This is a genomic window from Kyrpidia sp. (assembly GCF_023512215.1).
Taxonomy (GTDB): domain Bacteria; phylum Bacillota; class Bacilli; order Kyrpidiales; family Kyrpidiaceae; genus Kyrpidia; species Kyrpidia spormannii.
Genome location: NZ_JAILZZ010000081.1, coordinates 1 through 6566, shown reverse-complemented (window position 1 = coordinate 6566; position 6566 = coordinate 1). Strand labels below are relative to the sequence as shown.

5 protein-coding genes and 2 pseudogenes are annotated in these 6566 nt (G+C 55.2%); 5 read left to right on the top strand and 2 right to left on the bottom strand.

What is annotated here, in order from left to right:
- Positions 1 to 549: spore germination protein (locus K6T64_RS15820; RefSeq protein ID WP_288011029.1), on the top strand; the 549-nt coding region annotated here is incomplete at its 5' end.
- Positions 550 to 580: 31 nt separating this feature from the next.
- Positions 581 to 1660 carry a GerAB/ArcD/ProY family transporter gene (locus K6T64_RS15815; protein ID WP_170099097.1) on the top strand — a complete coding sequence of 360 codons (1080 nt, stop codon included), beginning with the start codon at positions 581 to 583 and terminating at the stop codon, positions 1658 to 1660.
- 139 nt (positions 1661 to 1799) lie between these two features.
- Here the strand turns inward: K6T64_RS15815 and K6T64_RS16955 are convergent, their stop codons facing one another.
- Both K6T64_RS16955 and K6T64_RS16950 read right to left on the bottom strand, forming a co-directional pair.
- Positions 1800 to 1883, bottom strand: coding sequence for a multicopper oxidase domain-containing protein (locus K6T64_RS16955; protein WP_083780166.1), 84 nt, complete (start codon positions 1881 to 1883; stop codon positions 1800 to 1802).
- 112 nt (positions 1884 to 1995) lie between these two features.
- A pseudogene (locus K6T64_RS16950) lies at positions 1996 to 2091 on the bottom strand (hypothetical protein); the annotation flags it as partial.
- Positions 2092 to 3013: 922 nt separating this feature from the next.
- Between K6T64_RS16950 and K6T64_RS15805 the strand changes: the two are divergent.
- The 3 genes and pseudogenes from K6T64_RS15805 to K6T64_RS15795 form a co-directional block, all read left to right on the top strand.
- Positions 3014 to 5395, top strand: coding sequence for a nitric-oxide reductase large subunit (locus K6T64_RS15805; protein ID WP_170099098.1), 2382 nt, complete (start codon positions 3014 to 3016; stop codon positions 5393 to 5395).
- A gap of 425 nt (positions 5396 to 5820) precedes the next feature.
- Positions 5821 to 6291: pseudogene (locus K6T64_RS15800) on the top strand (sigma-70 family RNA polymerase sigma factor); the annotation flags it as partial.
- Positions 6292 to 6375: 84 nt separating this feature from the next.
- On the top strand, positions 6376 to 6566 hold a 191-nt coding region (locus K6T64_RS15795), incomplete at its 3' end, for an IS607 family transposase (protein ID WP_483306157.1).

The window sequence follows — 6566 nt, the reverse complement described above, 5'->3', positions numbered from 1 at the left end:
ACTCTGATGTCAACCCACGAACAAATTCCTTTCCCGTCGGTGGTGGAGGCCCTGATCATGGAGATCACCTTCGAGGCCCTGAGGGAGGCGGGGATTCGCCTGCCGAAAGCTGTGGGTCAATCGGTGAGCATCGTCGGGGCCCTGGTGATCGGTGAGGCGGCTGTTGCCGCCGGAATCGTGTCGCCGGCGATGGTGATCATCGTGGCCCTGACCGGGATTGCTTCTTTTACCATACCCAGTTACAACATTGCCATTACACTGCGGATCTTGCGTTTTCCCATGACTATCATGGCCGGGGTGCTTGGTCTGTACGGGATCATTATCGCGGTGCTCATCTTGTGGACTCACCTGGTTTCCCTGCGTTCCTTTGGGGTTCCGTACCTGTCGCCGATTGCGCCCTTTATGTGGCCCGACATCAAAGATGTATTTACCAGGCCACCGTGGTGGCAGATGCGCCACCGTCCAAAAACCATGGAGTCGGTAGATTTGACCAGGAGCGCGGGTATACCGAAGCCCCTGCCGGGTCAGACAGAACAAGATCCGCCATAAAAGATAAAGATTGAAAATCCTTGGAGGGCCTATGCATACACAGCAACTGTCCCGCGTACAGTTCGTAATGTTGAGCATTTGGCTCTTTCTGGGTACTGGGTTTCTGACATTGCCGTTTGCCATTGGACAATTCACCGTTCGAGACGCTTGGATCGTTCCTTTCCTTTTTATACCTCAGGGGGTAATCGTGGCAGGGGTGATTACGTGGTTCCGACAGACGTTTCCCGGACAATCGCTGGTTGAGGGCTGTCACACAGCTTTCGGCCCGTGGTGGGGAAGGATCCCTAGTTTGTGGTTTTTGATCATGACGCTCGTCGTCGAATGTTTCGTTCTTCGCGAAGTGGGCCTGTTTCTGACCACCACGGTCCTGCCTTCGACCCCGGAGTATGTTGTGAACGCGATGTTCCTTATTCCCGTTGCGTACGCAGTATATCAAGGTGTGGAAGCAGTTGGGAGATTGGGGGAGACCATTACGCCCATCGGGATGGGTATTACGCTGGTTATATCGGTACTCTCCATGCAGTATGCGGATCCTTCTCATTATCACCCCGTTTTAGCAGATGGCTGGACGCCTATTCTGCGAGGCAGCATTGTGGTATGGATGTACGCTTGGCTGTTGCTGTTTGTTCTGCAGCTGGGCGAGGCAGTTCCACAACGGTTGGGAAAAGATCTTTTAATCATGGTTTTGATTATTACGTCAGCAGGGCTTGTAGCGGAACCTACAATCTGCATGGTACTGGGCCCGAGCGCAGCTTACTCTCTTTATCCCATCCTGGAGGTGGTGCGGACGATTCGGATTGCCGATTTTCTGGAGCGATTGGATACGTTTTACGTGATGGGGGTCGTCGTGGGTATCTTTTTACAGTGTTCTTTTATCCACTATGCTTTAGTAACGGGTATCAGCCAATGGACTGGGCTAGGGCATTATCGGCCCGCTGTATGGAGCGGTGCGGTTTTGGCCTGGGCGGGCAGTATTTTTTTTATACGGAACGAATCAATGTTTCTGGAATATGTTATGTATGTGGGTTGGGGATACCTCACATTCACAGGGATTGCCGTGCCTCTCTTGGCTGTCGTAGTACACCGGTGGCGCCAGCGCCGCAAAGTATGATCCCCCTCATGCCCGGCTCCCGTCCGCCGTATGCCACCGGTGTCGGCACCGGTTTCGATAAACTGCGTAACTTATTACGTTGATGAACGTGATTGAACCGCCCATAGAGGCCATTTGGTGGGCCGATCCATCCGCCGCTTCACTGGGGGACAGTGTGGTCGAGAATATCGCAGTGGAACATCCATTGCCCGGGGGTGTCCGCCGTGAACGCGATAAAAGGCATGGCGACCCTCTACGGGGCGCAGGGCGTCGGGGTGAACCGCTGTCAGAAGACCAACTGCTCGCCCCAATTCCGGGATCCTGTGCAGTGGAAACCGCTGTTCGCCATGCAAGGTATGCAGGACGACCGACAGCTGGATCAAATCCGCGATCCCGGCCCTCTCACCCATTCCCATGATGGATACGTCAATCACGACCGCTCCGGCGTCGATGGAAAACAGGGCATTGGCGACAGCAAGCCCCAGATCGTTGTGTAAGTGAACTTCAAACGGTCACCGCAACTCCTGCACGGCCCGGGCTACCCACTTCTGACAAATTGGCGGCTCCCATACGCCCACCGTATCCGCCAAACTGATGCGATTCACGCCTGCTGCCAATGCAGCTTGGGCCACCGTCTCAATGTGTTCCAGGAGGTCCGGGATGCTTCCCCGACAGTCAAGCGAACCTTTAATCCCAGTCTTCTTGCCTCGGTGACTGCGTCGTAAGTGAAATAGAAATAACAGGGGCTCATCTTGACGGTGTCTTGACGGCGAGGATTGGATAGTGTTCGGATTATTTAATCATATCGGCATGTCGACCAAATTGCTCCTATCATCCCTCGCCAGTCTGGTGGCCTTGCTCACTGTGGGCATCATGGGAGGTATGAGCCTCGCGATATGGACGCGCAATAACGCCAAGCCGGGGTTAATTAACAGTGGTTTTCATCGTGAAGGGATACTCTGCTTGGCAGTCTTTTCTTATTGATTCCCTCCTACCAAGGAGGTTTTATGTTCCACGTTGGATACATAAACCCGCTTGTTGATGATAACTTAAATGGGATACCGCGTGTTCCGTCATCCGAATTCACTGACAATATGGCCAAAAGAGTGGAAGGCGGATTTGGAGTTCCGAGGAGGTGGATGGGGGCGGGGCCCATCGTGTCGTCTCCCAACGCTTTTTCGCGATTATTTTGCCGGCGAACCGTGTGAATCATATGTTCGTTCGTGTACCTGCAGCCTTGAACAATTGGTGAACGCTGCCATTTATGTGACGACTGTCACATGGGGGGGGGTGGGGCTTCATGCTACGGTGTGATTGCGGTCGGCCGACCCGATACATCTCAAGATACGGCTATGCAGGAAAGGGGGATGTTCAATGTCTGCGGTTAAGGTGGATGCTCTTCGGGGGAGGTCAAACCACGGCGACTCGGGCTTGTGGAAACACATTCTATTAGTCGTCGTCCTGCTCAGCTTCACCGTGCTGTTGGCCGGAGGATTTTGGATTTATAAGGAAAAAGCACCGATTCCCACGATGCTCGGAACGGATCACCAACCGCTGGTGTCGAAACAAGATCTTCTTCATGGACAACAGGTATTTCAAAAATACGACCTGATGGATTACGGTTCGATCCTGGGGAATGGCACTTTTTTCGGTCCCGATTTCACGGCGGAGACTCTGCACTTGGTGGTTGTCGCCATGAGGGACGAGAAAGCGAACGAGATGTACGGCAATTCTTACGATAAGCTCACTGCTGACCGCCAGGCCGCGGTGTCCCAGGCGGTGAAGTCGGAGATTCGGGTCAACCGCTACGATCCCGCAACCGACACGCTGACGCTCACGCCGGCTCAAAGCCGGACCTTGGATCAGGTTCGAGCGTATTACAACCAGCTTTTCACCCTGGGCAATCCCGACCGGGGACTCCAGCCGGGAAGTTTAAACCAGGCGTCCCCGGAGGACATCCGCAGCTTGGCCGACTACTTCTTCTGGACGGCGTGGCTCTCCGCCGTGAACCGTCCAGGGCTTGACTATTCGTACACCAACAACTGGCCCTACGAGCCGGGAGCGGGGAACGAGAACACATTCCACGCCGTGTTCTGGAGTGCGGCCAGTGTCGCTTTTCTCATTCTTATGCTGGCAATCATCCTCTGGGTGTACAACCATTTTAAATTGCAAATGCAGAGTGCCTATGACTCCTCGTTCCCGGATCTCCGCCCGGACAGGGAGGGGATCACCGTGAGCCAGAGAAAGACCGGGAAATATTTTGTCGTTGTCTGCCTGGTGTTTCTCTTTCAGGTCCTGATGGGTGGATTGATGGCTCATTATTACGTGGAGGGAAGCGGATTCTACGGCCTGCCCATCGCTGATTGGCTTCCCTTCAATATTGCCAAAACGTGGCATTTACAGTCGGCCGTCTTTTGGATCGCCACGGCTTGGCTGGGCATGGGTCTTTTCATCGCCCCGATCGTCGGTGGTCGAGAGCCGAAAGGCCAAGGGATCCTGGTGGACGTGCTGTTCTGGGCTCTGGTGGCCGTGGTGGCAGGCAGCTTTACCGGGGAATGGTTGGGTGCCAAGGGGCTGCTGGGCAAGTTCTGGTTCACGTTCGGCAATCAGGGATGGAATTATTTAGAGATGGGACGGGTATGGCAGGTTTTGCTGGTCGCTGGGCTGCTCATCTGGTTGTTTATCGTATGGCGGGGGTTGCGGGATAGCCTGCGCCGGGAAACGGACAAGGGAGGTCTCGTGCACCTGCTGTTTTACAGCGCGTGGACGATTCCTGGTTTCTATATCTTCGCATTTTTGGTGAATCCGACAACCCACATTACCTTCTCGGACTACTGGCGGTGGTGGGTGATCCACCTGTGGGTGGAAGGCGTATTTGAAGTGTTTGCCGTGGTGGCCATCGGATTCCTGTTGGTGACCATGGGTCTGGTGACCCGGGCCTCCACGGTGCGGGCCCTGTATTTTCAAATCTTGATCCTGATGGGAAGCGGCGTGATCGGGACCGGCCACCATTATTATTGGATCGGTGATCCGGCCATGTGGCTGGGGCTGGGGGCTTGCTTCTCCGCCCTGGAGGTGGTGCCGCTGACGCTGCTGGCTGCCGAAGCATACGATCAGTACCGCATGCTTCGCGACGGAGGCCGGGTTTTTCCATATAAGGCGCCCTTCTGGTTCTTGATTTCCACGGCCGTCTGGAACCTGGTCGGGGCAGGGGTCTTCGGTTTTCTGATCAACCTGCCGGTGGTCAGTTATTACGAACATGGTTCGTTCTTAACGGCCACCCATGGCCATACCGCCATGATGGGTGTGTACGGGATGCTGGCCATCGCGCTCATGTTGTTTTCGTTGCGCCGGTTGGTTCCGGGAGCGTTTTGGCCGGAAAAATTGTTCAAGTGGGCAGCGTGGGGACTCAATCTTGGACTTGTCGGCATGGCGTTGGTGACGTTGTTTCCGGTCGGGGTCGAGCAATTGCGAACCACGATGGAACAGGGATTCTGGGCGGCCCGTCAGCTGGCATTCTATCGCCAACCCTTCGTTTACACATTGCTCTGGGCACGGATCGTGCCGGATACGGTCTTTATTGTCGTCGGTGTTCTGCCTCTGGCACTGGGAGTGATTCGGGCATTCCTGCACTTGAAACCGGTCGTGCCCGGAGCGAATCCGGCAATGCCCCAGGGCACGGACGGGTCGGACGAGGTCAACCGCGGGGACAGATCCCCGGCTCCCACGGCGACTGGTGCCGTTTCCGGCAGGTAGTATTCTGTTTGACCCCGGTATGACCAAAGAAAGAAGGGCTCCCTTAAAGCCCCAGGCAGTTATTGGGGCGGACAGGGTTAAAAAGGCTCTTTGCAGTTTGAGACCTTGAGGGGGAGGTCAAGAGATCGTCGAATACCACAGTGAGGCGAGAATATGCCGTGAAAGCTCTTGACCGACCCGTTGGTAGGATCAGGGGAAGCGGGGAGAAGCCGACGGTAGGGAGGCTTTCCCCTTAATCCCAACTCTTGAATCTATTAGCCTTACACTCACATGATCGACCATAATCGAACGGTTCAACCCACCTCAAACGGCGAAAAGCCGTTTTTTTCTCCCTCCCCGCCAATAAGGCGAAGGGGGGATTTTTTATGGACGACGGTGTCACGGCGCTAGCCTGTTAGGCCAAAACAGACCCGGACGCATTTGCTGAACTAGCCTCGCGCTTTCAACCGCTCATGAAGAAGCTGGCCGCAAAATACTGGCTCCCGAACGATACCGAGGACGAAGTGATTCAGGTTTTGCGGATCGAACTGTGGAACGCCGTGAAAGAATACCGGCCGGGGCGCCCGTTCCAGGGCTTCGCGAAGATGTTCCTGCACAACCGGCTGAAAACCCTTGTCGCCAGAAAAGTGTACGGCGGCAAGCACGTGTTTTTCCGGGAGGCCGTGAGCCTGGAAACAGCCGTGTCGGACCGGACGGCCCAGAGGTCTGTGCCGTCGGCGGAAGATGAGGCGATGGCCAGGCTGATCCGTCTGGCCCTCAAGGAACGGCTGTACGAGGTGCTGGACCAGGCGCTGACCGATCTTGAACGCGAGTGCTTCGTTCGGCGATATATTTTCGAACAGTCCTACAAGCAGATACAAAAAGAGTTGGGGGATCAACAGCCTGGAAGTTCATAAACATCTATAGACGAACATATATTTCTGTTGTACAATCGTCTCATGAAACTCTCCGATTGGGCTAGACAACAAGGAATCTCCTACATGACCGCTTGGCGTTGGTGGAAGGATGGCAAGTTGCCTGTACCCGCCCGTCAGACCGAATCCGGCACGATCCTGGTGGATGTCCCTCCGAGCCGTAAAGATGGCCGGACGGTCGTGTATGCCCGGGTGTCCTCTCACGACCAGAGGAGTGACTTGGACAGGCAAGTGTCTCGAATCACCCAGTGGGCAAC